Source organism: Alkalihalophilus pseudofirmus (assembly GCF_029094545.1).
GTDB classification, from domain to species: Bacteria; Bacillota; Bacilli; order Bacillales; family Bacillaceae_D; genus Alkalihalophilus; species Alkalihalophilus pseudofirmus.
In genome coordinates this window covers 405,223-431,050 of sequence record NZ_CP117835.1, presented here as the reverse complement: position 1 = coordinate 431,050, position 25,828 = coordinate 405,223, and the positions used below count along the sequence as shown (strand labels likewise).

Here is a 25,828-nt window from a genome sequence, read left to right as displayed (position 1 = left end):
AGGAGTTGCTCCTGGAGCTTTTACATATTAACGGTTAAATACGAACGACCCTATTGTAAATAAGAGGATGATGATGATAATAAGAATTCCTGTTCCCTTCCATCCTAAGCTGTTAACCAAATCGACCAAGCTTCCGCTGCTTGCTCGGTTGAAACCATCGCTCATAGAACCGGATCTATTCCTTTTTAACTCTTCTTGTCTCAGCCTTTCTCTTTGTCTTTCTGGAGTCTCTTTCTTCTCACTCATATGAACACCTCCAGATTCCCAGTAAGATTTCTCTTAAACTATTCTTCCGTTTCCCACTTCATTATGTCAAAAGCATAGCTCAAACTTATTCCTGTTACGTTTTTCTCATCATGTATAAATGATAGGTCCAAGTTATTTTGATGGTCCACAAACCCTATCATAAAGATCGATTGTTCATGATCTTCATACGTATAGTAATGCTCCCCATAACGTGTGATTACTTCTTCAATAGGTGAGCCTCTTTTAATACCCTTTGAACTTGCGGACGTATCATTTTCTTCTAAAACACTAATTTGTAAAACTTCCATTGTATGTCGATCTACACTCCATATGAAATCTTCATTCCTATATTGATCATAGTTTCTTTGATCAGCGTATTGGTCATTTGCAGGATACCGTTCAATATCCTCGAATCGTCTTCCAAAAGAATCGTCCGTCATGAACATGCCAACGTTCATTCCATCAATATGTTCATCTGATAGATCTGTTGATGCCACTTCTTTCTTAGCCTCTTCCATCGTTTGGTTGCTGCAAGCAGATGCTAAAAAGAACAGCCAAGTAAAACTACAAAATAACAAAATACGTTTAAAGGTCATGGATGAGTCCTCGCAATTTCAATTGTTTATTCATTTTCTCGAATCGTTTTATACTCTCTCTTTTCAACAAATAACAAAATAAATGTTGCCGCAGGGCCTAATACTAGCGAAAGCAGAAACCAGTTGAGCCCTGTTCGATTTTTCCCTTGCGCCAGTGCCGCATTAATCAAGGCCAATGTACCCCAGCCTACAACATATTGATTATCCATCAGCTGGCCTCCTATTTTTGTGATGATTTATATGCTAATAGGAGTTGTCTATTTGGCAATTCCTACTCTAAACATATGACCTTTTTATACATCTATCTAATCAGTTATCGTATAGGTCGTACAACTCCAATGATTTGTCCCTGCCCTCTTCTTCCCCGTCCATCCTCGCCTTTGCAATTCTTTAGAGATGAACCTATTAAAAAAACCATGGCCCACGACTGCTACGGATTGAGATTCCTTGGCATAGGCGATTAATTGATCGGTCGCTATAACTGCTCTTCCTTTTGCCTCACTCACTGATTCACAACCGTTAGAATATCCTGCAAACCATAAAAGCCTTAACAATACAGCCCAAGTGCTTGGCTTTAATCTAATAGGGAAGTGCTTCGCGTGTAGAGTTGGAAGCTCCGTTTCTCGAAACAAAGAATGGGTGATTGTTATTCCTTCTGGGTGGAGGATGGCTGCTGAGTCAATCGATCTTTTTAAGTCACTAGTGATTAAAAGATTGGAAGAGGTGCTTTTCAAGAGTGTTTCAGAAGGATAATTTGCTTGTCTATGGACTCCGCTGGCATTATAGTTATCTACCCAACTCTCAAACTCTGCACAGGTTACTCTCTTCTTATCATCAAATTGTGATTTGCCATGTCTGATCAATGAGATCTCCATCATTCTTTCCTACACAGTCTTCTGCTTCAAATAGAAATAACTGCTGACGACCGCACCTACAAGAATAGAAATGACTACCATTGAGCCTACATATTGTTTATAAAAAATCATTTCAACAGGGACAAAAAGGACAAATCCGGTAATTAAAATAAGTAAGGATACAAACATCGCCCGATCGATCTTTAATTTGATATGTAAGTGCTCAATGCCTATCTTTTTAATCATTACTGTCAGGACAATGACCGAAGAAAGTGCAATGATTGTTGAAATCATAATAAACAAATTAAAATTTGTTGGGTCACTAGCTAACCATTGGTCGAGCCATTGGAAAACAGCCACGTTCCATCATCCTTTCTACTACTAAATATAACTAACAACACCTTACTATTTTAACATAAATATCCAATATTCAATTGTCTATTTTCCAAACTTTTGTAGATGCCCTCCATACAAAAAAGACCATTTTCTTAATAATGGTCTCTATAAAAACAGGAAACAGTATGGTTGATTTTAAAAACATTTGTATTTACAAAACACCTCTTTTTTCTGCTCAGATTTTGTCGCTTTTCCCTTTTAATAAGGCTGTAACACGCATTTCGTCGTTTTTATTTTTACGTTTTGCTTTTTTGCTGGTTTTATTTTCATGATTTATGCTGAGTATACTCTTTTTTATTAGAGAGGGTTAAACCATGCAGCAACTAGGTCTTTTTCGTGATTATATTATTGTAACTTTCCCACGGTGATACCTAAGTGTTTTGAAGGAGCGTTGTTTGAAAAATTAAAGAAGCGTACACTTCTCGAAAACCCCTACACACCAAAGGATTAGCCTGCCTATTTCTCCTCTAAAGCTATTTAAAACATAAAGCTATATATTAAGTTCAAGATCATAGTCATACTAGTAAGACTCTGCGTCAATTGTGTTGATGTTCATTCATAAAAAAAGAGCCTTTTCATTTGAAAGACTCTTTCTGCTTTTTATTCACTTGAATGTGACCTTCTACTCTTCCTTCATTCTCTCCAAATTCACCGATTCAAATTGATCAAGCAAGTCACGTACTTCATCTGTTGATTCGGTGTTCATTAGTTCGTTTCTTAATTGACCCGCACCTCTAAATCCTTTGACATAAATCTTAAAAAAGCGGTGAAGAGCCTTGAACGGACGCAGCTCTAAATGTGAGTATTTATCATAGAGATCTAGATGCAATCTTAAGAGATCAAGTAACTCCTTACTGCTGTGATCTTTCGGTTCCTTTTCAAAGGCAAATGGATTATGGAAAATACCTCGCCCAATCATCACACCATCAACCCCATATTGCTCAACAAGCTTCAAGCCAGTTTGACGGTCAGGGATATCTCCATTAATCGTGAGAAGTGTATGAGGCGCCACCTCGTCACGCAATTTCTTAATCTCAGGGATCAACTCCCAATGAGCATCGACTTTACTCATTTCATTCCTTGTACGCAGATGAATAGAAAGGTTCACAATATCTTGCTTAAGAATGTGAGTCAGCCAGTCCCGCCATTCGTCTACCTCGGCGAAACCAATCCTTGTCTTTACACTTACAGGCAGCCCGCCAGCTTTGGCTGCTTGGATTAATTCGGCTGCCACTTCAGGACGGCGGATCAAGCCGCTTCCCTTCCCGTTCTGTACCACATTAGGTACAGGACAGCCCATATTAATGTCCAAGCCTTTAAAGCCAAGCTCCGCCATCCCAATACTCATTTGACGGAAGTATTCAGGCTTGTCCCCCCATATATGAGCGACAATCGGCTGCTCATCCTCTGTAAAAGTCAAACGCCCACGGACACTTTTCATCCCATCCGGGTGACAATAGCTCTCGCTGTTTGTAAACTCAGTGAAAAACACATCCGGTCTAGCCGCCTCACTTACTACATGACGAAAAACAACGTCCGTCACTTCTTCCATTGGCGCCAGGATAAAGAAAGGACGCGGTAGATCAGCCCAGAAGTTATCTTTCATTGTGTTGGAACCCTTATTTATATTTAAGTTCATTTTCTTCACATCCATATTTATAGTCAAACTCTCTCCTGTTGGAATATCAGACCAAGCCGAGACCCCAAAATTCAGAAGTAGAATGTCCAAGTATCTTTTAAATTTATACCATGCTTATGCATTTTTTATCAAACGGAAAAAGGAATGTTCAAGTTATTACCAGTATTATAATTTTATGTTCATCAATCCATTACTTCTATATGTTGATAAACAAGGAAAAGGAAATTTCCTTTCCTTTAGAAACCTGAGTTTCTTTCAGTAAAAAAGGAGTGGCCTCAGCACTCCCTCTGTAACTTTACGTTACATCATTACAGTAAATTACTTCTTTTGTCTAAACAAATCAATCGACTTATATCCTTGAGATAAGATATCAACCATTTGGAGGTGGCGTTTATCACGAGTTTTTTGTTGCTTAGCAGAAAAGATGTAGCGAGCCCAATCCCTTTGGTAACCTGGAGTTAAACTCTGATAAAACTTAAGTTCAGTTGGATGCATGGTTAATAACTTTTCTACCTCTTTAATATTCTCCTCATAATCTGCAACACACTGACTTGCAGAGGGTGACTTTTTAAGTTGTTTTTTTTCATGCTTTAATCCAACCACTGTGAATACGTGGTCCATACTTACCATTCGCGAAAATTTCAAATCACTATTTTTCACATATCCATCTTCCCCTACTTTCAATGCGGGAAAAATTTCATCTCTATGAACAAACGTACTATATCTCTTGTTCCCTTTTTTCGGATAAGCAAAAAATAAATATCCTTTATCTAGTAAGTTTTGCTCATTAAGTATTGTTTGAGTTTCATTTACTATTTCTTCAATGGTTTCAACAAAGATGAAGATAGCATCATGCTTTCCTGATACTTCCGAATTAAATCCTTTAAACATGTCATAATCATTTGGTTGATGTAGCACGACCATATTTTGATATTTATCCAGTTTTAACTTATCAATAATGTCCATGTTCTTCTCCTTTTTATACAGCCGTTTCAAATTTAAGTTAGATTACTTAGTTATTATATCCACTATGAACCAGTTTGTACTATCCTAATACTTATATCATTAACCCTGCATAAAAAAGATGAACCAATAATATCTGGTTCACCTCCTAATCGTTATGCACCTAGTATTTAAAATGCAATTTGTTAAAACCCTTATTCCCAAATCTCTTTTGAAATGTCTACTATATATTTAAGTTTCGTCCACTGCTCTTCCTCTGTTAAAATGTTTCCATGATGAGTTGAGGCAAAGCCACATTGAGGACTAATACATAATTGTTCTAGTGGCACATATTTTGCAGCCTCTTCAACACGAGCTTTAATCGTTTCCTTGTCTTCTAATTGACCATGTTTTGATGTGAACACGCCTAGCACTACTTGTGGACCGCCTGTTGGAATGTATTCCAACGGACCAAAATCACCAGAACGGTCATCATCATATTCGAGGAAAAATCCGTTTACCTTTTCTTTTGCAAATAAGGTTGGAGCAATTTGTGCGTAACTCCCTTCAAAGGCCCATTTAGAGCGGTAGTTTCCACGGCAAAGATGTGTGGTGATGATTAAATCTTCCGGTTTATCTTCTAATACTCCGTTTACTACACGTAAAGCTAAGTCTATTAATTCCTCACGTGAATACCCGCTGTCATTAAACGGAATTTCTGATGCGTTCAGCCCAGCAATATAAACATCATCTAATTGTAAATACCGACATCCGGCTTCATAAAAGGCTTTAATTGCCTCGCGATAGGTTTGAATAATATCCTTTGTATATTCTTCGATATCTGGATAAATGTCTACATTGCGGATGCCTGCGTTAAACATTTGGTTTGGACTTGGTATAGTTAATTTTGCGACAGCACGTCCGCCCACAATTTCTTTAAATTCGATAAAGTCTTTAATATGAGGATGGTTTGGGTTAAATGAGACTTTTCCAGTAACACGTACATCATATCTTTCTGTCTCCTCCCCTTTGAAGGCAAATCCGTAGTCTGGTACGTATCCTTCTACGCCATTCAAATGCTCAAGGAAATCAGTATGCCAAAATCTACGGCGGAACTCTCCATCTGTTACAGCTTGAAGTCCTACTTTGATTTGCTTGTCAACGATCCTTTTAATTTCTTCTGTTTCAATTTGATGGAGTTCTTGAGCGGTAATCTTGTCCCTTTGGAAATCTTTTCTTGCAGTATGTATTCTTTCTGGTCTTAATAGGCTTCCCACATGATCAGCTCTAAATGGTGCTCGAACAATAGTTTTAGTCATTAATATTCTCCCACTTCCTAAAAGATTTAATATTCTCAATGCTTGATCTAGGATAAGTGTAGCATGGGGAGATTATTATAATGTAAGACATTAAATCTATTCCTTGTTATAGTTTCAAGCTATAACTGCTGTAATTCTTCTTCAATTGTTTCCTTTAAATATTGAATATAGATCCTGCCTAACGTACTCGTTGTCAAATGTTTATGAGTAATATAACCGACATGTATCTGTTCTTCTACTCTTAACGGAACAGCAATAATATCTTTGCTATTTAACTTATGACTGATCACACCAGTGGAAATGGTATAGCCATTTAATCCTATCAGCAAGTTAAATAAAGTGGCGCGATCACTCACCCGTATATTTTTTTGCCTCGAAAGCGTGCTTAGAATCTCCTCTGAAAAATAAAAGGAATTATAGTCCCCCTGCTCATAAGAAAGGTAAGGATAAGGAATCAAGTCATCTAATGTAACAAAGTCCTTTTCAGACAGTGGATTGGTGGAACTAATGAAAACATGAGGCTTTGCGATAAAAAGCTCATGAAACGTTAAATTTCCTTCTCTCAAAAATTTTCGAAGCACATTTCGATTAAAATCATTCAGGTATAAAATACCGATTTCACTGCGGAGGTTCCTCACATCATCAATAATTTCATATGTTCTTGTTTCTCGTAAGGTGAACTCATACTCCTCTCGGTCATACTCTTTAAGCAGCCTCACAAAAGCACTAACGGCAAAGGCATAATGCTGGGCAGACACAGAGAAACTTTGTTGCTTTGAGGAAGTTTTAGTATAACGGTTTTCTAAAAGTTCTGCTTGCTCTGCCACCTGCCTTGCATAACCTAAGAACTCCGAACCCTCATGAGTAACGACAATTCCCTTATTAGTTCGTGAAAAAATCGTGATTCCGATTTCTTCTTCCAGCTCTTTTAGTGCATTTGATAGACTGGGTTGGCTAATAAAAAGCTTCTGTGCAGCCTTGTTAATGGAACGGCATCTTGCTACTTCAATTACGTATTTTAGTTGTTGTAATGTCATTTTTAATCCTTTCTGTTTCTAGTTATCTAATAGAATCTGGCTAATGTCACTCCTTACCTTCTCATATACCCAAAGGTGATATTTATTATTTCTATTAGATTCAAACACGCAAACACTTCACTTTATGGCTGCATCCGTTTCTTTAGCGTTTTCAAGCAAAGTTAATGAATAGTTCCCGACTTGCCCTTTTTCGTATAAATTTGTAATTGAAGTAGAATATTGCACGATGCTTCCTCTAAACGATAAGCTTCTCTCAGGTACTTTTACATCAAATGTCCCTTGATATAGTAACGTTGCTATATCATGATACTCTTCACTCGTAACGTGAAAGACAACTGAAATTTCATGGTTATTATTTACTTTCCTTTCTTTGAAACTCTGCACCTTAATCACAGTCTGATTTAATATTATTTTTTTCGCCATAAAATCATCTCCATTTCCTTTGCAACGAGCTTATTCAAATTCAATTACCTCCAGAAGTTTTTCTACATAGGCCATCGCTTTCAACTGTCTTCTATTCCGTATGCCTAGCAATGTTAGAACCTCAGAAGCAAGCTTTCGACATGCCTCTGCCCCCTCAGTTCCCTCGAACCTGTCCTTCATCCTTGCATTTTCATCCGTATAATATCGGTGATTAATCGCTTTAAGCAGGCTTATTTTAGCCAATTGAAGACCATCAAATGTACGGTAGCCGCTGTCTGAATCTCGGATAGCTCGTATATACCCTTCTTTATCCCAATATCTGATGGCTGTTCGGGAAACATTCATTCTTTCTGCTGCTTCCCCTAACGACCAGAGACAAGAATTTTTCTCCGAGTATTCAATTAGTTTAACCGCTTCTATTACAAACTTTTTTTCTTCTCCCCTACGAATCAGCTCGTCGTTAAGAGTCCAAAGAGCTTCATCGATTTTCATACCCCTTATGCTCTTCATAACTTTCACTGCTACATCCATCCCAAACCCATCAGAAAGTGATTTTACACACGAAAAATAGATAAGATGAACACTCGAGTAAATACGGTACCCACTTGCTGTTCGTTTTGGTGAAGGGACAAGTCCTTTAGCTTCGTAGTTACGCAGTGTGTTTGTACTTACGTTTAATTTCGCCGCAATGTCGGCAGGTTTAAGTATCTCCATTGCATGATCTCCTTCAATTTACTTGCAAGGTTTGACCTCTAAACCTAACTAACCTTCCTTATTCATTATAACAAACTTTGCAATTTGCTTTAAGGTTGTACGATAAGGATGAATCAAAAAGAAGGGGGATTAACCTATGACTTTATTGAGCCAGAACATGAGCATAACTGAAATTGAGAAAACGTTGAATGAAGAAGTTGAAGCTAACTGGGAGAGAATCCTTGAAGACAACCATGTGGAATTTGAAACCTTATTTCCAGAGTATGAAGATGCTACCTACGGTATGTACGCAGAAAAATTACTGGGACCTATCTGGCGGCAAGTGGAAGATTCAGGTTTCTATTCTGCAGCCGAAGTGAAAGCGGATGATTTTGTGATTGCTGGTTTCCTTCTGTTCCGCCAATCTCTTGAAAAAGAACAATGGGGCACACCTGCGAACGAAAAGAGAGTATTTTGGCTTACGATAAAAAATAGTCAGCATAAGGAGATCGGTACACTTCTTATGGAGATGTCACATTCCCATGTACGCTTCTCCATTCCTGCCCCGCCGAAGTTTTTTGCTCTTCAAACAACAAATGGACGTGAGATCAGGTCACAGATCCGTTCTATCTATGACAAATAAAGTGAGACAAAGCAGAAGGGTCAACAATTATAGAGAGAAGCCGTTTCACCAGCTTCTCTCAATGTTTATACTTAAAAGCAAGAAATACCTATTTTTCCTTAATAGAGATCCATATCTCACTTTTTTGGTCTTTGCTAGCTAGTATTTCTGGTCCTTCTGCCAATTCATATAAGGATGAAGGTAGCCACTCTGAGTATATGCGTTGCCACTGTTCTTCAACATGCTCCCAGTTCCCATCAATTTCAAAGACTGCCCACAATAAGCTAGGTACTTCTAAAACAGAGTATTTTTCTAGCGGCTCTTTTGATGTAGCGGCTCCAATATATTGATTAAAAGTTGCCTTTCCTTCCTTACTTTCAGAGTAATTTACTGATACATGAACGACACCATAAGGTTCTATATTCGAACTAGCTTCTAACTCTTTCATTTCAGTATCACTGATAGCTGATATCATACTTTCGTAAGTTGGTGTTAGAATCTCATTAATCATCACAACTTCAAATTTAACACCAACCACGTTAAACCCTTCTTTTTCAACAATACGATAATTCATTTCAGTTCCTCCTTTTATTGATAATTGAAAGGTCATGGGTGGATATGCTTTTAATTGCCTACCGTTTTTTCTTGCTTCTGATGGTGTGATTCCATGTACATTAAGAAACGCTCTAGTAAAAGAGTCCGGTGAGTTGTACCCATATTTCATCGCAACATCAATTACTTTTACGTTATGATTTTGAAATTCTAATGCTGCTAATGTTAGTCTTCTGCGACGTATATATTCTGATAACGATATTCGTGCAAGGAAAGAAAACATTCTTTTAAAATGATATTCAGAACAGTGAGCTAACCTTGCCACCACCTTGAAGTCTATCTCACGAGTAAGGTTTTCCTCGATATACTTCATTGCAGTATTCATGTGGTGAAGCAAATCCATTTATATGCCCCCTTTCATCAATAGAATAGCAGGAATTTAATCTAGACATCCGACATTCTGTGCACGATTTTGCAGGATAAAATTCTTTAGTCATGATAATATATCATTCGTTTATACGAAGTAGTTTTGTCTTTATAAAACGTACCCTTCTTTTCGTAGGTCCTTTTTAATTTAAGCAAACAATATGAACTACAATCTCATTCATTGGTACAGAATAGGAACCCATTATGAAAAACGATTGCCTTAAAAGCAATCGTTTCTCTAATAGTCCCCTCCTATTAACCCTATCTTTGTACAAGGTTGAAAATAATAAATTATAACCTATACCCTCCGTTAGTTGTAAATAGGCGGCATTTGCTGCTGTTCATTTTTTAGAGAAACGTGGAGTTCTTGGTCGTCATTAATGGAAGCGAAAAAGACACGATTGACTTGTGCAACCCTTCTTTTTTGCAATTCAGAAATTAACCATTGTCGATTTAAACCTAAATAAGTTAAGATATCTTCGTAAATTTTCCCTTCAACGATTAAGGGATAAGACAAACTTTTACTTTTCTTTTTTATATTAAAGTCCTCAATGGTTACTCCTAATTTATTTTCTTTTTTCAACACACTTATTTGCCCATTCGCTTCAATAATGGCAATTTTCACTTCACTTATATCAAATATATTTTTTTGTCGTAACATTTGCAGCACGTTGTCGATGGTATATCTAATACCTTTTAAGTTTTCCACTAAAAGCTTACCATCTTGAATAACCAACGTAGGTTCAAACGTGATTTTTTTCCCTATTTTCCGGTGCGTAATCGATAAGTAGGCAGTAAACCTTTGTATTAGTGGAATAACGATAATAGCTAAATAAGTATAAATGTGATCTACACTTGGATCAGCAATGTCAGCTCCTACCACATTGGCTAAGGTCATAATAATAAGAAAATCGAAAATAGGCATTTCCCCAATGGAACGCTTCCCCATATACTGGGTGATTAATAAAAATAAAGGGAAAATCGTAATAATTCTCACTAATATAATACTTGACTCTTTTAAGACCTCCATATATCTAATCACCTTTCTTTTTGGAGTACATAAGCAGAAGAAGATCTGCTCCCTGAGTTTCATGATAGTTATCCCCAATAGAAGATGCAGTTATTACTTTCACATTCTCATGCCCAATATGTTTATCAATAACGCTTATTAGCAATACACAGTAGGAGTCTTCTTTACATTAAATAGAAACCTAATGCTATAGACCAAAAAACCCTACAAACTCAAAAAAGAGCCCAGCTTGGGCTCTTTTAATTAATTCTTTACTTCTAGTACCGCAACAGTCTCTACATGTGTTGAATGCGGAAACATATCCACTGGCTGCACTTCCTTCGTCTTATATCCTCCGTCTTCTAACACTCGCAAATCTCGCGCTAGAGTGGCTGGGTTACAGGATACATAGACAACGCGTTTTGGCTTCATACTTAAAATTGTTTCTAGAAGCTTTTCATCACAGCCTTTACGCGGCGGGTCGACGACGATAACATCTGGACGGATGCCTTGTGCGTACCACCATGGCATGACGTTTTCTGCTTCACCTACTGCAAAGTCTACATTCGTAAAGCCGTTAATCTCAGCATTTTTCTTAGCATCAGAAATCGCCTCTGGGACTATTTCCACGCCGTAGACATGCTTTGCTTTTTGAGCGAGGAACAGTGAAATCGTTCCGATGCCGCAATAGGCGTCGATCACGGTTTCGTCACCTTTTAAATCAGCGTATTCTAACGCTTTATCATACAGCACTTTCGTTTGATCCGGGTTGACTTGATAGAATGAGCGGGCAGATATCGCAAATCGGATATCCCCGATTGAATCATAAATGTATTCGTCTCCCCATAAGACAATCGTTTGATCACCGAAGATGACATTAGTGCGTTTTGGATTGATGTTTTGTACGATCGATTTTACGTTTGGAATCGACTCTCTAATTTCTTCAATGATGTTCTTTTTATTTGGAAGCTCCTTGCCTCTTGTGACGAGCACAACCATGATATCTCCAGTTTGTTTCCCGTAGCGTGCAACGACGTGGCGGAGCGTTCCTTTATGCTTGTCCTCATCATAACCGCGAATACCGTATTTCTTCGCTATTTCTTTCACTTTACTTACCACATCATCATTTTCCTGATGTTGAATTAAGCATTCATCCATATCGATGATACGGTGGCTCCGCTCTTGATAGAATCCAGCAATCAGTCCGCCTTCCTCTTCTCCTACCGGCACTTGCGCTTTATTGCGGTAGCGCCACGGATCATTCATGCCGAGTGTCGGATGAACGGGAATGTCGGTGATTTGTCCGATTCGCGCGAGCACATCTTTCACTTGCTTTTGTTTATAGGTAAGCTGCGCCTCGTAGCTCATATGCTGCAGCTGACAGCCTCCGCATTGATGGTAGATCGGGCATGGCGGCTCTGTGCGGTGCGGGCTTTCTTCAATTGTCTCCATCACTCGGGCGAAGCCGTAGCCTTTTTTAACTTTCACTACTTTAGCTTTAATTTTCTCCCCTGGCAGCGCCTTTGGAATAAACAACGCATAGCCGTCTACTTTCGCGACACCTGCTCCGTCATGGGTAAGATCTTCTATTTTAACCTCAATGATTTGATTTTTATCAACTGGTGCTTGTTGTTTGCTCATAATATAGCCGTCCTTTTCACTTTTCTTCCTTTTGTGATTGTAGCATGGTTTGATTGGATTACGAAATGGAAGTTCTGCGCGGATATGAATTTCCATATTCTTGATGGATTTGTTCGAAAAAATGAGGCTTGTGTTCGAAATAATTGATAACTTGATTGAAAAATGCTCCACTTTGTTCGAAATAATGCTCTTTGCATTCGAATTACCTCTATAACCACACCCCGACAACACAAAAAAGCTGCAGGTATCCCGCAGCCTTCACATATTACGTACGTTTTTTCCGGTTTTTCGGTGTAAGCATCTGAAAATGTTGATAGAGGTTCACGAATTCGGCTGGAAGGACGCCTCCGTATTCACCGTCTAGGTTCAGCTGCATATCGCTTTCCACTTGCACTTTAATACGGTTTGCCTGAACATACATTACTTTTGGATGGTTGAGGTGTTCTCCTCGCATCGCAAGTGTGGTCAGGTGCAGAAATTCTGGGAAAGAGATCTTTTTAACAACGATAAAGTCAAACATCCCGTCCTGCAGCGAAGCCTTTGGTGCGAGACGCTCAAACCCTCCGACAGAATTCGTATTGGAAACGAGAAACATCATAATTTCTCCTTCAAACAGCTTTCCATCATATTCAATCTTAACGTGAGTCGGTGCAATTTGCGGCAGCTTTTCGAGCCCTTTAATGTAGTAGGCAAGCTGGCCGACCATTGTCTTCATCTTACTAGGCACTTCATATGTGAGTTCAGTCAGTGTTCCGCCTGCTGCGATATTAATAAAGTATTTATCATTCACTCGTCCAATATCAATTGGTTCAATATGGCCGTCACACAGCACATCGCATGCTTTTTCAATTTCTTTTGGAATATGAAGAGCCCGTGCAAAATCATTGGTCGTCCCTGCTGGAATCAGACCGATCATTGGACGCTCATCTAGTTCGGCCAATCCATTTACCACTTCAAATATTGTCCCGTCTCCGCCTGCCGCAATGACGAGATCAGTTCCCCGTTCAGCCGCGAGCTTAGCTGCTCTTTTGGCACAGCCCTCTCCTGTTGTCGCATGAGCAGACGTTTCATACCCTGCCTTCTCTAAACGTTCTAGAACGTAGGCTAAATTTTTACGAATCTGTTCACGTCCAGACGTCGGGTTGTAGATAAGACGTGCTTTTTTCATTGAGATCCCCTACTTTAATTAAATTAACTTTACCCAAATCCACTATTTGTCAGCTTATTTATGCTTGTATTGTAACCTAATTAAGAAGAAAAGGACAATTAATATTGCTTACCTACATTGTATGAACAAATATCAGGTCCATGACAAGCACCTTAACTCTTTTTTATTGTTTATTTTTCTTAATGATATACACCCAGCCAACGATAATTAACAGTCCGACTAAAATATAGCCGTAAATCATTCGTCCACTTCCTCTCAGAAAAAAGCGAGCGGCTAACCGCACAGGTTCTCCACTCGCTTTATGCTTGTCCCCGTTGCAGGAGATTAACGTTTTGATATAACGCTCTGATTAGCGCTTTTTGATTTCTTCTAATAAGATCTTGTTTACCATTTGCGGGTTGGCTTTTCCTTTTGAGGCTTTCATAATTTGGCCGACTAGGAATCCGATCGCGCGTTCTTTTCCGTTTTTGAAATCTTCAACGGATTGATCGTTGTTATCAAGAACTTCAGTTACCATCTTAAGAAGCTCGCCTTCATCAGAGATTTGCACAAGACCTTTGTCTTTAACGATCTGTTCAGGATCTCCGCCTTTTTCGATTAAATCCTTGAAGACTTTTTTCGCTATCTTAGATGAAATGGTGCCTTTCTCAATCAGTTGGATCATTTTCGCAAGACCATCTGGAGTTAGAGCTACGTCTCCAAGCTCTTTCTGCTCGGCATTTAAGTACTCATTTACTGAGCCCATCAGCCAGTTTGAAGCAAGCTTGGCGTCTCCGCCTTGTTCAACCGTTGCTTCAAAGAAATCAGCCATTTCTTTCGTTACAGTTAATACGCCTGCATCGTATTCTGGCAGCCCAAGCTCTTCTACATAACGCTTCTTTCTTGCATCAGGAAGCTCCGGAATTTCAGCACGGATGCGCTCTTTCCACTCATCATCAATGAAAAGCGGAATCAAGTCTGGCTCTGGGAAGTAACGATAGTCATCTGAACCTTCCTTTACACGCATAAGAAGCGTTTTTCCTGTCGCTTCGTCAAAGCGGCGTGTTTCCTGTTCGATGATGCCGCCTGAGAGCAACACTTGCTCTTGACGTTTTTCTTCATACTCCAGTCCTTTGCGTACAAAGTTAAAGGAGTTTAAGTTTTTCAGCTCTGCTTTAGTTCCAAACTTTTCTTGTCCTACCGGGCGCAGAGAGATATTGGCGTCACAACGCAGAGAACCCTCTTCCATTTTACAATCAGATACACTTGTATATTGAATAATGGACTTCAGCTTTTCTAAGTACGCATACGCTTCTTCTGGTGTGCGGATGTCCGGCTCAGATACAATTTCAATTAAAGGTGTTCCTTGACGGTTATAGTCACAAAGCGAATAGCTGCCCGAGTGAGTCAGCTTACCAGCATCTTCTTCTAAATGCAGTCGCGTAATACCGATACGCTTTGTTTTACCGTCTACTTCGATATCAATATATCCGTTTTCCCCAATCGGTTTATCAAATTGCGAAATCTGATAGGCTTTCGGATTATCTGGGTAGAAGTAGTTTTTACGGTCAAATTTAGTGTCTGTTGCCACTTCACAGTTTAGCGCCATTGCTGCTTTCATCGCATACTCTACTGCGCGTTTATTTAACACAGGCAGCACACCAGGATAGCCTAGGTCGATGACACTTGTATTTGTGTTAGGTTCTGAACCGAAGTGGTTCGGGCTTGATGAGAAAATTTTTGATTCTGTTTTTAATTCTACGTGTACTTCAAGACCAATAATTGTTTCAAAATTCATCGCTGATCTCACCCCTTACAATGTTGGTTTCTTTGTATGATAGTCCGTTGCTTGTTCAAACACATGCGCCACACGGTAGATTGTGCTCTCATCAAAGTGCTTTCCGATAATTTGCAGGCCTAAAGGAAGACCGTCTTGGAAGCCACAAGGCACAGAGATACCAGGTACACCAGCTAAGTTCACTGGGATAGTTAAAATATCGTTGGCATACATCGTTAGCGGATCGTCTGTTTTCTCACCGATCTTGAAAGCAGGCGTCGGTGTTGTCGGTCCAATAATAACATCGTAATTTTCAAATATTTTATCAAAGTCCTGCTTGATTAACGTACGAACCTGCTGGGCTTTTTTGTAGTAAGCATCATAGTATCCAGAGCTTAGAGCAAAGGTTCCAAGCATGATACGGCGCTTCACCTCGTTACCGAAGCCTTCTGCACGTGTTTGTTTATACATATCAATTAAGTTATCGGCATTATCGGTACGGTAGCCATAACGTACCCCGTCAAAGCGAGAAAGGTTCGCTGATGCCTCTGATGAAGAGAGTAAGTAATACGTTGCAAGAGCGTATTTAGAATGCGGAAGAGATACCTCTTCCCATGTTGCACCTTGGGCTTCAAGAACCTTCAAGGAATCAAGAACAGACTGCTTGACGTTCTCATCTACGCCTTCGCCTAAATACTCTTTAGGCACAGCAATTTTAAGCCCTTTAACATCTCCTGTAAGAGCTGATAAAAAGTCAGGTACATCAACTGGAGCAGATGTGCCGTCCATTGGATCGACACCTGATATTGCTTGCAGTAAGTAGGCATTATCTTCAACATTACGAGTGACAGGACCGATTTGATCAAGTGATGAAGCGAATGCTACTAATCCAAATCGTGAAACTCGTCCATATGTAGGCTTTAATCCAACGACTCCGCAATAGGCTGCCGGCTGCCGAATCGAACCGCCCGTATCAGAACCTAGTGTAAAAGGAACTTCGCCTGCTGCAACAGCTGCTGCTGAACCACCGCTTGACCCGCCTGGTACGTAGTCAAGGTTCCATGGATTTTTCGTTTCTTTATAGGCAGAGTTCTCTGTTGATGAGCCCATCGCAAATTCATCCATGTTTAACTTACCGATCGTTACAGACTGCGCGTCTCTTAGCTTCTGAACAACCGTTGCATCATAGATTGGATCAAAATTTTCTAAAATACGGCTTGAGCAAGTCGTACGTAAATCTCTTGTGACGATATTATCCTTAACGCCGATCGGCATACCGAATAATAAACCGCGAGATGTTTCCGTTCCTAGTGCCTCGTCGAGCTCTTTTGCATAGGCACGAGCTTTTTCCTCATCTAACGCTAAAAAAGCACCTACTTTGTCATCGACTTGGGCAATACGCTTGTACGACTCGTCAACAAGCTCTGAAACTTTGACTTCTTTATTGTGAAGCATCGTATGTAAATCTTTCATTTTATGATCAAATAATGACATGAAGCGAACCCTCCCTGCTAATCCATAATAGACGGCACTCTAATGTGGCCATCTTCATGATCTGGTGCATTTTTAAGTACATCTTTAATTGGCAATCCTTCAGCTGGCTTATCTTCGCGTAATACATTCTTCATATCAAGAACGTGAGAAGTAGGTTCTACTCCTGTTGTATCGAGTTCATTCAGCTGTTCTGCAAATGTGATAATAGCATCAAGCTGTCCTTGAAACATTTCCGCTTCTTCTTCAGTAATAGCGAGCCTTGCTAGGTTAGCAACGTGCTTTACTTCATCCGTTGAGATTCGTGACATCTCAATCACCTCCACTAAGTTTTCGTGCATGTAGACAATATTCATAATGATACCAAATTACATACCTATAGGCAACAAAGCCCAATAGTATCAATGCCTCTTTATTACTTTAAAGGAGCTTCATATACTATATTTAGATAATAAAAAAAAGGGCTGATCTGCATCGGATCAGCCCTCTCGTCATTCTATTATTTTAATTCTTCATTTACTTGATCAAATTCAGCTTGAATCTCTTCAGATGGTTCTTTATCAAGGATACTGAAGACCATTGCTGCAATCCACGCAAAAATGAAACCTGGGATGATTTCATATAGACCTAGGATTGGGAACTGATCAGCACTTAAGCCAAACCAGCGATCAAGTTCTGCCCAAACGATAACAGTCACACCACCGACAATCATACCGGCAAGTGCCCCGTTACGCGTCATACGTTTCCAGAACAATGCAAGAAGCAGAACCGGACCGAATGCAGCACCGAAACCAGCCCACGCATATCCTACCAGTTCAAGAACAGAGCTTTCAGGATTATAAGCTAATGCAATCGCGATTAAAGCAATCACAACGACCCCGATACGGCCGACCCAAACTAACTCCGTTTGAGATGCATCTTTACGCAGGAAGCCTTTATACACATCCTCAGCAAGCGCACTTGATGATACAAGCAGCTGTGAGTCAATCGTTGACATGATTGCAGATAGAATCGCTGCTAATAAGAAACCTGATACCCATGGATTAAATAGAATTTGCGTAAATAAGATAAACACCGTCTCATGAGCTCCTTCTCCGATCGCTGCACCAGCAGGACCATTTACAGAGAAGTATGCAATACCGATAAAACCAGTGAAGATTGCACCGAATAGTGCAAGGACCATCCATGTCATCCCTACAAAACGAGCTTTAGGAATTTCATCAACGGATTTAACCGCCATAAAGCGAGTTACAATATGGGGCTGGCCAAAGTAACCAAGTCCCCAAGCAAGAAGTGATAGAATCGAGATGATTCCAACTCCTGTAAAGGCATCAAGATAAGATGGATCAATGGCACCTACCGCATTAACTGTTTCATTCCAGCCGCCCATCTCAGAAATAGCGACAATCGGAACAATGACTAATGCTAAGAACATTAAGATCCCTTGGAAAAAGTCTGTCCAGCTGACTGCTAAGAAACCACCAAGGAATGTGTAAGAAATAATAACAATGGCACCAATCCAAAGTGCTTGAGTATACGTCATTCCAAATGATGATTCAAATAACAATGCCCCTCCTACAAGTCCTGAAGACGTGTAGAAAGCGAAGAATACTAAAATAACGAGTGCTGAAATAATACGAAGCGACTTAGAGCTATCTTTAAAACGATGCTCTAAGAAATCTGGTAGAGTAATGGAATCATTCGCAACCTTTGTGTACTTACGAAGACGTGCCGCCATAAACTGCCAATTTAAATATGCACCAACTGCTAAACCAACCGCGAGCCATATTTCACTCATACCACCAACATACATAGCGCCCGGTAGACCTAGTAATAGCCAACTACTCATATCAGATGCCCCCGCACTAAGTGCAGCAACACTTCCGCCTAATCGACGACCACCTAAAACATAATCTGATAAATTACTTGTCATTTTGTATGCTATTAAACCAATAACGAGCATACCAACTAAATACACGATAAATGTAATAATCGTAGCTAATTCCAACGTTATCCTCTCCTTCTATTCAGTAACGAAACCAATGAAAACAAAATTAATAATGGCATGGGGATATACAAAAGCAACCAAGTAGCTGTTGTTAATCCGTAATCCATCCAATCACCTCCATTCTAATAAATAGCATTTATACAATGAATATGCATTTATTATTTTGTTCATGCCCCGTCTGCTGACAACCCGCGAAGGTCATAACAGCATTTCCGAAAGCAATCATAACACACTATCCTATTCAGAACATTCAGTTCTTTATTTTTAAAATCTCCAAATGTATAAATATACAACATTACTGTTCATGTAACCGTTTTATCCACTATATAGACATATATATTCATGAAAATAAATGATCATTAATTTCTTTATTAGGATAAAGGACTTATAGTATTTCCCATTATCCTACAGAAGCTGTCAATTATTATTCGAGGCTGTATCTTATTTTTCCTCTTTTATCCGGCTTTATTCCGCAGGTTTTTCATGTCCTGAAACCTTTACATAATATAAAAAAGACCTACCTTTTAAAAGGCAGGCCCAAATCACTTATCTCGATCCTTTAATATACGGTTTACCAATCGCTTTTGGCCCTTCAGCACGTCCAACAAATCCAGCAAGAGCTAAGATCGTTAACACGTAAGGTGCAATCAATAAGAATACTGGCGGAACATCTGATAGTAAAGGAATTTGCTGACCAGTTATACTTAAAGCTTGAGCAAGACCAAAGAATAACGCCGCTCCAAGTGCTCCAAGCGGATTCCACTTACCAAAGATCAGGGCTGCCAGCGCCATAAATCCTTGTCCAACGATGGTCGTTGCTGAGAAGTTACCTGTAACCGTTAAAGCAAATACTGCCCCGCCAAGTCCTGCAAACGCACCACTTAGCATAACACCGATATAACGCATACGATTGACATTAATCCCCATCGTGTCAGCTGCCATCGGGTGCTCCCCTACAGAACGTAAGCGAAGACCGAATGGTGTGTAGAAAATAACGAAATACACAATGACCGCTAAAAGAATCGCGACATACGAAGTCATATATGCACTTGAGAAGAATAGTGGTCCAATAAACGGAATATCACTTAAAAGCGGGACATCCATTCTGTAAATACGGTTAGAAATATAATCCGTTTGTCCTTTGTTATAAAGAAGTCGAACAATAAATACCGTTAACCCTACAGCAAGGAAGTTCAGTGCAACCCCGCTGACAATCTGGTCCGCACGGAATGTAATGGATGCAACTGCATGAAATAAAGAGAAAAGTGACCCAATTAAAATTGAAATAACTAAAGCAAGGAGAATAACGACTGGGCCGCCCATTCCCATCCCTTCTAACGTTAACGTCGTAATAATGGCTGTGAAAGCCCCCATCACCATCAGTCCTTCAAGACCGATGTTTACAACACCCGCACGTTCACTGAATAGTCCACCTAATGCAGTTAAAATAAGCGGGGCCGCTGCAAAAATGGCAGCTGGTATAACAAGCCCAAGAATTTGCATGATATCCATTAGATGTCCTCCTTCTTCACACGGTTCATGACCCAGCGAATGATGTAACTTGATGCCACAAAGAAAATAATTAAGGCAATAACAATTTCAACTAACTCTGTTGGTACACCAGCCTGTGATTGCATGTTTAGGGCACCAATTTTTAATCCACCGAACAAGAAAGAAGCAAGTACTACACCAATTGCTGTATTTGCACCAAGAAGGGCAACAGCGATTCCGTCAAACCCTAAGCCTGAGAAGCCGGATAAGATACTCATGTAGCCGTATGTTCCAAGTCCTTCCATAGCTCCAGCCACACCAGCGAACCCGCCGCTGATTAACATCGATAAAATAATATTGCGTTGAACATTCATTCCCGCATATTGGGAGGCATGTTGGTTAAGTCCAACCGCACGCAGTTCGTATCCTTTTGTAGTTCTCCATAAAATAAACCACATGATTACACACGCTAAGATCGCAACAACAAATCCCCAGTGCAAACGTGAGAAGTCTGTTAGTGATTGTAAAAATGGAGAGGAAAGAGAAGCAGACTGATTAATCGATTCAGTTCTCTCACCCGGTACAAGTAAATAAGAACGAATAATAGCATTCGCTGTATAAAGCGCAATGTAGTTCATCATGATTGTAACAATAACTTCATGCACTTGAAATTTAGCTTTAAGCAAACCTGGAATAAAGCCCCAAAGTGCACCAGCAAGGGCACCAGCTAAAATCGCCATTGGCAGGTGAAGCACTGCCGGAAGATCAAAAGCAATCCCCACATAAACCGACGCCAGCCATCCGACAATCAGCTGTCCTTCAACCCCGATATTTAATAATCCAGTTCTAAAGGCAAATGCTACCGCTAAACCTGCAAGAATGAGCGGTGTCATCATACGAATCGTTTCACCAAGATAATACGTATCGCTGAAGATCCCTCTAATTAGCGCTGAGTAGCCCGTAATAGGATTGTAACCACTTACTAACATAATGATTGCCCCAATAAAAATACCTAGAAAAACGGCAATCAAAGGGACAGACCATGACAATAACCTTCCTTTAGGAAGCAACTTCGCCATCACTGTGCTTCACCCGCTTTCTCTTTCTTCCCGCCTGCCATAAGCAGCCCGAGCTCTTTCTCATTTGTTTTATCTGCATCAACAATCGCGACGATCTGTCCTTCATACATAACCGCAATCCGGTCACTCACATTTAGGACTTCATCTAACTCAAGTGACATTAATAAGACTCCACGTCCCTTATCACGTTCTGAGATCAGCCGCTTATGAATAGATTCAATTGCCCCTACATCAAGACCACGTGTCGGCTGTGCCGCAATTAAGAAGTCAGGCGAACGGTCTACTTCACGAGCAATAATTGCTTTTTGCTGATTACCGCCCGAAAGCGCACGTGCCGGTGTGTATTCTGAAGGCGTTCTAACATCAAAGTCTTCAATTAATTCTTTCGCCTTCTTATAAATTTCTGGATAATTTAATACGGTATTTTTTGAGTAAGGCTTTTGGTAATATGTTTGCAAAACAATATTTTCACCAATCGCAAAATCAAGGACTAACCCGTGCTTATGGCGATCTTCAGGAATATGCCCGATTCCAGACTCTGTTACCTTACGTGGTTTTAGGCCAACTAACTCTTTGTTGTTCAATTTGATTGAGCCCTTATCGGCTTTACGCAAGCCCGCAATGGCTTCAATAAATTCAGATTGCCCGTTTCCATCTACCCCGGCAAGACCGACAATCTCTCCAGCTTTAATTTCAAGGTTAAGGGATTTTACAGCATCCACACCGCGTGAATCTTTAACAGTTAAGTCTGTTACAGAAAGCACTGTTTCTTTAGGAGCTGCTGGTGTTTTATCCACTTTAAAATTAACTTCGCGTCCTACCATCATAGCAGCAAGCTTATCCTGATCTGTTTCACTTACTTCAACTGTTCCAATCCCCTTACCACGGCGGATAACCGTACAACGATCACATACAGCCATAATTTCTTTAAGCTTATGAGTAATTAAAATAATTGACTTCCCTTCTGCTACAAGGGTCTTCATAATTCCAATCAGCTCTTGAATTTCTTGAGGGGTCAAGACAGCTGTCGGCTCATCAAAGATAAGGATATCAGCGCCGCGGTACAGCGTTTTCAAAATTTCTACACGCTGCTGCATTCCGACTGAAATGTCTTCAATCTTCGCATGAGGATCGACCGAAAGACCATAACGCTCTGAGATCGCTTTAACTTCTTTTGCAGCCTTTTTAATATTAACGACTCCAAATTTAGTCGGTTCATTTCCCATCACAATATTTTCAGTAACTGTAAATTTATCTACTAACATAAAGTGCTGATGCACCATTCCAATTCCAAGACGATTGGCAATGTTAGGGTCTGTAATTTCAACTTTTTCACCATGTACGCGAATTTCCCCGCGCTCAGGTTGATATAAGCCGAACAGCACGTTCATCAGTGTTGATTTTCCAGCTCCATTTTCACCAAGTAAGGCATGAATCTCACCCTTTTTAAGCTGGAGTGTAATATTATCATTGGCTACAATGCCAGGAAACTCTTTACGGATGTTATTCATCTCAATAACATAACTCATTGGATTCACTCCTTACATATTTAAGAGAAGGTATGTTAATCGCTGATTGCATGTTTGATCGTTTAGCCAAAAAAGAGGCAATGATGGATTGGGCAAACAGCAATCCGTCATTGTCCCTTCGTACTAAGAGATTGTCATTTCATACCATCTGACTCTTTAAGGTAAAACAAAGGCTAGTGTAATACTAGCCTTTGCTTCTGTATAACTATATCGTTGCTTATTCTAAGCCGTTTAGGTACTCTTCGTACTCATCATCTGTTTGAGGTACGCTGATATCACCTGATTGAATTTGTCCTTTGTAATCTTCAACAGCAGATAAAGCTTCTTCAGAAACGTTATCTGTAGAAGGAGCAATACCTACAGCATCTTCTTCAAGACCATACTCTAGAATTTCGCCGCCAGGGAAGTCTCCATTCATTGTTTGCTCAGAAACGATTGCAACAGCAGTATCTACACGTTTAACCATTGAAGTAAGAGTGACAGATTGACCATCGCCGTATTCGCCTTCTTCGTGTTGGTCACGGTCAACACCGATTGCCCAAACATTTTCTCCGTTACGTGCACGGTTGATTGCTTCTGTGAATAATCCGTTACCAGTTCCGCCTGCAGCGTGATAGATGATGTCAGCGCCTTGGCTGTACATTGTGTTTGCGATTTGAGAACCACGAGATGCATCGTTAAAGCTCTCTGCATATTGAACTAGGATTTCAGCATCTGGATTTACTGCTTTAACACCAGCTTTGAATCCATTTTCGAACTTCTTGATTAGACCACTTTCAACTCCGCCGATGAAACCTACTTTATCGCCTTCTGTTTGAAGACCAGCAATAACACCAACAAGGAAAGAACCTTCATGCTCTTTAAATGTTACGTTAGCAATGTTGTCATACGTCTTTTCTTCAGCATCAAGAACCACTGTATCTACAATAGCAAGCTGCGCATCTTCAACTTGCTCAGCAATTGTACGAATCGCATCTTCCATTAAGAAACCAATACCCCATACAAGGTCAGCATCTTCACGAACTAAGTTACGTAAGTTTGGCTCGAAATCATCCATTGTTTGTGATTGAAGGTAACGGTAGCCAGTTCCTTCTTCAAGTCCAACTTCTTCACCAAATGCAGATAAACCTTCCCAAGCTGATTGGTTAAATGATTTATCATCAATTCCCCCAACATCTGTAACCATTGCTACTTTAAAATCTCCAGCTTCAACTGCTTCTTCAGATGAGTCATCCCCACCATCAGCAGGTGTTTCTTCTGCAGTATCACCTGATCCACAAGCAGCAAGAGCAACAGCGGCAGCAACAGACAGTGATAATGTACGTAACCACTTTTTCATTTTATTTCCCCCTTATAAATGTTTGCATGAGAGCACACAAATTAGTATGGCATATTAACAGGATTATTTAGCCATGACCTAAGAACGATCATACCCGCTTTCACCCTGCTTGTCCATCTATTTTGTAAGCGCTATCTTGCAGGCTTGGCGTTGGTAAGACATCAGACTTCTTATCTCTGTGAACAACCATCACCAAACGTCATAAATATATCATGATCTTAGACAATAATAAATACTTTTTTTCATTGTTCACAGGTTTTTGACACACTTTATCCGAGAAAGCGAATTCAATGTGTTATCTATATGGTAATAAATAGATATAGAGTGTCTTTATAGTAAAAAAAGACCCCTTACATAAGGAGTCTTCGAATGATTCATTTATACACGATTTACTCAAATACATGAATAAATGGTTCCTCACCCGGATTTCGGACAACCATACTTTCTTGCTGTCCGCCAACTGAGGTCACATATAAATTCACTTTTACATTTTGATTGTTAATACGCTGGTTGATCACATCTGCCGCATATTGAGTTAATGCTACAATCTCAGCCTTCCCTTGAAAACGCAGCGGCACCTCAATCGTTAATTCCTGCAATTGATTATCCACGTAGTAGCCGCGGCCAACTACCCCGACATACGTATCAAAGAAGCTTTGTATATCATCTTTAATTTGACCGAAAGAAGCTGCATCATTGCTTACATCTTCATTAGCAGCACTTGATGGGAACAAATAATACCGTTCATTCATGCGCTGCCACCGCTCAAGGCCTTCCCCTGGCTGTGCCGTTGCCTGCATAAAATAGTTTCCTGGAATGGTGGATTGACGAGGCTGCTCGCGGAATAACGCTACTGTAATCGGTACCCTGTCAAACACGCCATCTTCGCGGTTAGGATCACGCAGCCTTTGCACGATTAAGTCAGCGATACGCTGCCCCTCTTCTTCCATTTTCTCCTGGCTGATTGGTGTTTCATAGAAATAGTAGCGCCCTTGCTCATCTTCTACCCTGAAGTTATAAACACTATTCATAGATAGGCCAATAACGATACCGCCAAGTTCATAATTCCCCTGTTCACTTCTAACTAAATAATTATGCTCTAAAATATGTGATAAATAACGAGGCTGATTCTCCTCTTGTTCACGTAAGGTCTCCCCTTCGCCAAGCTCTGGGTTTAACCCTTGTTGATTTTCTACTTGGTCATAACGCATTAACCAGCTGTTAATCTCATTTCTATTAATAAACTGTCCTTCACGAAAGAAATAGTTTTCTGGATCAAACTGCTCTTTCGCAATTTGCGTAAGCCCCATTTCTAAGTTATCAAGGTCTAAGCGGTTGTAAACGACCGCATTACCAAAACCTCTAGACTGGCCGTGTAAATATGATCCATCATAAAGCACACTTTGGTAGTAATTCTCAGGTGTTGACACACGTGGAACAATATCTACCACCTGTTCTTCTTGCTGCGATTCTTCTACAACGACTTCATCGGGTTCTTGCTGAAACATCGGGAAACACCCCGTTAAAAACAATAGTCCCGTTAAGGAGACCAGCCCCAAACGTCTTACCATT

General features: G+C 40.0%; 25 protein-coding genes. 1 reads left to right on the top strand and 24 read right to left on the bottom strand.

Annotated features, from left to right (window positions below):
• Positions 1-27 precede the first annotated feature (27 nt).
• The 11 genes from PQ478_RS02265 to PQ478_RS02215 form a co-directional block, all read right to left on the bottom strand.
• Positions 28-246 carry a DUF6366 family protein gene (locus PQ478_RS02265; protein ID WP_289235695.1) on the bottom strand — a complete coding sequence of 73 codons (219 nt, stop codon included), beginning with the start codon at positions 244-246 and terminating at the stop codon, positions 28-30.
• Positions 247-284: 38 nt separating this feature from the next.
• Complete coding sequence (locus PQ478_RS02260; RefSeq protein ID WP_289235694.1) at positions 285-842, bottom strand: hypothetical protein; 558 nt, start codon at positions 840-842, stop codon at positions 285-287.
• Between the two features lie 26 nt (positions 843-868).
• Positions 869-1,051: a hypothetical protein gene (locus tag PQ478_RS02255; RefSeq protein WP_289235693.1), complete on the bottom strand. Its 183-nt coding sequence runs from the start codon at positions 1,049-1,051 to the stop codon at positions 869-871.
• A 96-nt stretch (positions 1,052-1,147) separates the two neighbouring features.
• Positions 1,148-1,705, bottom strand: a complete 558-nt coding sequence (locus PQ478_RS02250; RefSeq protein WP_289235692.1) for a histidine phosphatase family protein — start codon at positions 1,703-1,705, stop codon at positions 1,148-1,150.
• 21 nt (positions 1,706-1,726) lie between these two features.
• The gene (locus PQ478_RS02245; protein ID WP_289235691.1) at positions 1,727-2,056 is read right to left on the bottom strand and encodes a hypothetical protein; all 330 of its coding nucleotides are present in this window, start codon (positions 2,054-2,056) and stop codon (positions 1,727-1,729) included.
• Positions 2,057-2,714: 658 nt separating this feature from the next.
• Complete coding sequence (locus tag PQ478_RS02240; RefSeq protein ID WP_289236927.1) at positions 2,715-3,698, bottom strand: tRNA dihydrouridine synthase; 984 nt, start codon at positions 3,696-3,698, stop codon at positions 2,715-2,717.
• A gap of 351 nt (positions 3,699-4,049) precedes the next feature.
• The gene (locus PQ478_RS02235; RefSeq protein WP_289235690.1) at positions 4,050-4,697 is read right to left on the bottom strand and encodes a YdeI/OmpD-associated family protein; all 648 of its coding nucleotides are present in this window, start codon (positions 4,695-4,697) and stop codon (positions 4,050-4,052) included.
• A gap of 191 nt (positions 4,698-4,888) precedes the next feature.
• A complete protein-coding gene (locus PQ478_RS02230; RefSeq protein ID WP_289235689.1) occupies positions 4,889-5,992 on the bottom strand; it encodes a 5-methyltetrahydropteroyltriglutamate--homocysteine S-methyltransferase in 1,104 nt (367 codons plus the stop codon).
• Positions 5,993-6,111: 119 nt separating this feature from the next.
• A complete protein-coding gene (locus PQ478_RS02225; RefSeq protein ID WP_289235688.1) occupies positions 6,112-7,029 on the bottom strand; it encodes a LysR family transcriptional regulator in 918 nt (305 codons plus the stop codon).
• A gap of 117 nt (positions 7,030-7,146) precedes the next feature.
• On the bottom strand, positions 7,147-7,452 hold the full coding sequence (locus tag PQ478_RS02220) for a DUF3219 family protein (RefSeq protein ID WP_289235687.1): 306 nt from the start codon (positions 7,450-7,452) through the stop codon (positions 7,147-7,149).
• Between the two features lie 30 nt (positions 7,453-7,482).
• Positions 7,483-8,166 (bottom strand): MerR family DNA-binding transcriptional regulator, encoded by a 684-nt coding sequence (locus tag PQ478_RS02215; protein WP_289235686.1) that lies wholly within the window; start codon positions 8,164-8,166, stop codon positions 7,483-7,485.
• A 136-nt stretch (positions 8,167-8,302) separates the two neighbouring features.
• Between PQ478_RS02215 and PQ478_RS02210 the strand changes: the two genes are divergently transcribed.
• The gene (locus tag PQ478_RS02210; protein WP_289235685.1) at positions 8,303-8,788 is read left to right on the top strand and encodes a DUF6022 family protein; all 486 of its coding nucleotides are present in this window, start codon (positions 8,303-8,305) and stop codon (positions 8,786-8,788) included.
• Positions 8,789-8,876: 88 nt separating this feature from the next.
• On the opposite strand, the gene PQ478_RS02205 is transcribed toward PQ478_RS02210, so the two are convergent.
• The 13 genes from PQ478_RS02205 to PQ478_RS02145 all read right to left on the bottom strand — a co-directional run bounded on the left by PQ478_RS02205 (position 8,877) and on the right by PQ478_RS02145 (position 25,827).
• Positions 8,877-9,722, bottom strand: coding sequence for an AraC family transcriptional regulator (locus PQ478_RS02205; RefSeq protein WP_289235684.1), 846 nt, complete (start codon positions 9,720-9,722; stop codon positions 8,877-8,879).
• Between the two features lie 333 nt (positions 9,723-10,055).
• The gene (locus PQ478_RS02200) at positions 10,056-10,775 is read right to left on the bottom strand and encodes a DUF421 domain-containing protein (RefSeq protein WP_289235683.1); all 720 of its coding nucleotides are present in this window, start codon (positions 10,773-10,775) and stop codon (positions 10,056-10,058) included.
• A 243-nt stretch (positions 10,776-11,018) separates the two neighbouring features.
• Positions 11,019-12,395, bottom strand: a complete 1,377-nt coding sequence (gene rlmD / locus PQ478_RS02195; protein WP_289235682.1) for a 23S rRNA (uracil(1939)-C(5))-methyltransferase RlmD — start codon at positions 12,393-12,395, stop codon at positions 11,019-11,021.
• A 265-nt stretch (positions 12,396-12,660) separates the two neighbouring features.
• Entirely contained in the window at positions 12,661-13,563 is a 903-nt protein-coding gene (locus PQ478_RS02190) for a diacylglycerol kinase (RefSeq protein ID WP_289235681.1), read from the bottom strand.
• A 349-nt stretch (positions 13,564-13,912) separates the two neighbouring features.
• Entirely contained in the window at positions 13,913-15,340 is a 1,428-nt protein-coding gene (gatB, locus tag PQ478_RS02185) for an Asp-tRNA(Asn)/Glu-tRNA(Gln) amidotransferase subunit GatB (RefSeq protein WP_289235680.1), read from the bottom strand.
• 15 nt (positions 15,341-15,355) lie between these two features.
• Positions 15,356-16,813 (bottom strand): Asp-tRNA(Asn)/Glu-tRNA(Gln) amidotransferase subunit GatA, encoded by a 1,458-nt coding sequence (gene gatA / locus PQ478_RS02180; RefSeq protein WP_289235679.1) that lies wholly within the window; start codon positions 16,811-16,813, stop codon positions 15,356-15,358.
• Between the two features lie 17 nt (positions 16,814-16,830).
• Positions 16,831-17,121, bottom strand: a complete 291-nt coding sequence (gatC, locus tag PQ478_RS02175; RefSeq protein WP_012957400.1) for an Asp-tRNA(Asn)/Glu-tRNA(Gln) amidotransferase subunit GatC — start codon at positions 17,119-17,121, stop codon at positions 16,831-16,833.
• A 188-nt stretch (positions 17,122-17,309) separates the two neighbouring features.
• A complete protein-coding gene (gene putP / locus PQ478_RS02170) occupies positions 17,310-18,818 on the bottom strand; it encodes a sodium/proline symporter PutP (RefSeq protein WP_289235678.1) in 1,509 nt (502 codons plus the stop codon).
• A gap of 546 nt (positions 18,819-19,364) precedes the next feature.
• Entirely contained in the window at positions 19,365-20,330 is a 966-nt protein-coding gene (locus PQ478_RS02165; protein WP_289235677.1) for an ABC transporter permease, read from the bottom strand.
• Complete coding sequence (locus tag PQ478_RS02160; protein WP_012957397.1) at positions 20,330-21,388, bottom strand: ABC transporter permease; 1,059 nt, start codon at positions 21,386-21,388, stop codon at positions 20,330-20,332. The genes PQ478_RS02165 and PQ478_RS02160 overlap by 1 nt, the downstream gene beginning before the upstream one ends.
• Positions 21,388-22,917, bottom strand: coding sequence for an ABC transporter ATP-binding protein (locus tag PQ478_RS02155; RefSeq protein ID WP_012957396.1), 1,530 nt, complete (start codon positions 22,915-22,917; stop codon positions 21,388-21,390). Before PQ478_RS02155 ends, PQ478_RS02160 begins: the two co-directional genes overlap by 1 nt.
• A 217-nt stretch (positions 22,918-23,134) precedes the next feature.
• Positions 23,135-24,256 carry a BMP family lipoprotein gene (locus PQ478_RS02150; RefSeq protein ID WP_289235676.1) on the bottom strand — a complete coding sequence of 374 codons (1,122 nt, stop codon included), beginning with the start codon at positions 24,254-24,256 and terminating at the stop codon, positions 23,135-23,137.
• Positions 24,257-24,645: 389 nt separating this feature from the next.
• Positions 24,646-25,827 (bottom strand): CamS family sex pheromone protein, encoded by a 1,182-nt coding sequence (locus tag PQ478_RS02145; RefSeq protein WP_289235675.1) that lies wholly within the window; start codon positions 25,825-25,827, stop codon positions 24,646-24,648.
• Between the last annotated feature and the right edge of the window lies 1 nt (position 25,828).